At 63.9% G+C, this 507-nt stretch carries 1 protein-coding gene; it reads right to left on the bottom strand.

Features of this window, described 5'->3' with window-relative positions; all coding sequences use genetic code 11:
• On the bottom strand, positions 1-507 hold a 507-nt coding region (locus tag ACG04Q_RS25720), incomplete at both ends, for a nucleotide sugar dehydrogenase (RefSeq protein WP_394514700.1).

The raw sequence follows: 507 nt of genomic DNA, 5'->3' as shown, positions 1-507 counted from the left end.
CGATGTCCTCGACGCTCAGCGCGGCGTACTCCTTGTGCGACACCGCCGCCACGATGGCATCCGCCCGCGGCAGGTCGTCGAAGGGCATCAGCCGCACGCCGTACTCGTGCATGGCCTCTTCGGCCTCAGCCTGCGCGTCGGTCACGAAGACCTCGACGCCGTAGGTCTTGAGCTCGTTGATGATGTCAATGACCTTGGAGTTGCGCAGATCGCCGCAGTTTTCCTTGAAGGTCAGGCCCAGCACGTTGACGCGCGCGCCCTTGATGTAGCTGCCGCTGGCGATCATCTGCTTGATGGTCTGCTCGGCGATGAACTTGCCCATGCCGTCGTTGATGCGCCGGCCGGCCAGGATGACCTGCGGGTGGTAGCCCAGCATGTCAGCCTTGTGGGTCAGGTAGTACGGGTCCACGCCGATGCAGTGGCCGCCGACGAGACCCGGCTTGAACTTCAGGAAGTTCCACTTCGTGCCCGCGGCTTCCAGCACTTCGGAGGTGTCGATGCCCAGCT

Origin of the sequence: Pelomonas lactea, from assembly GCF_043555885.1 — a bacterium.
Taxonomy (GTDB): Bacteria; Pseudomonadota; Gammaproteobacteria; order Burkholderiales; family Burkholderiaceae_C; genus Pelomonas; species Pelomonas lactea.
Note: the sequence above shows the minus strand (reverse complement) of the source record. Positions and strands in the feature narration are given on the sequence as shown.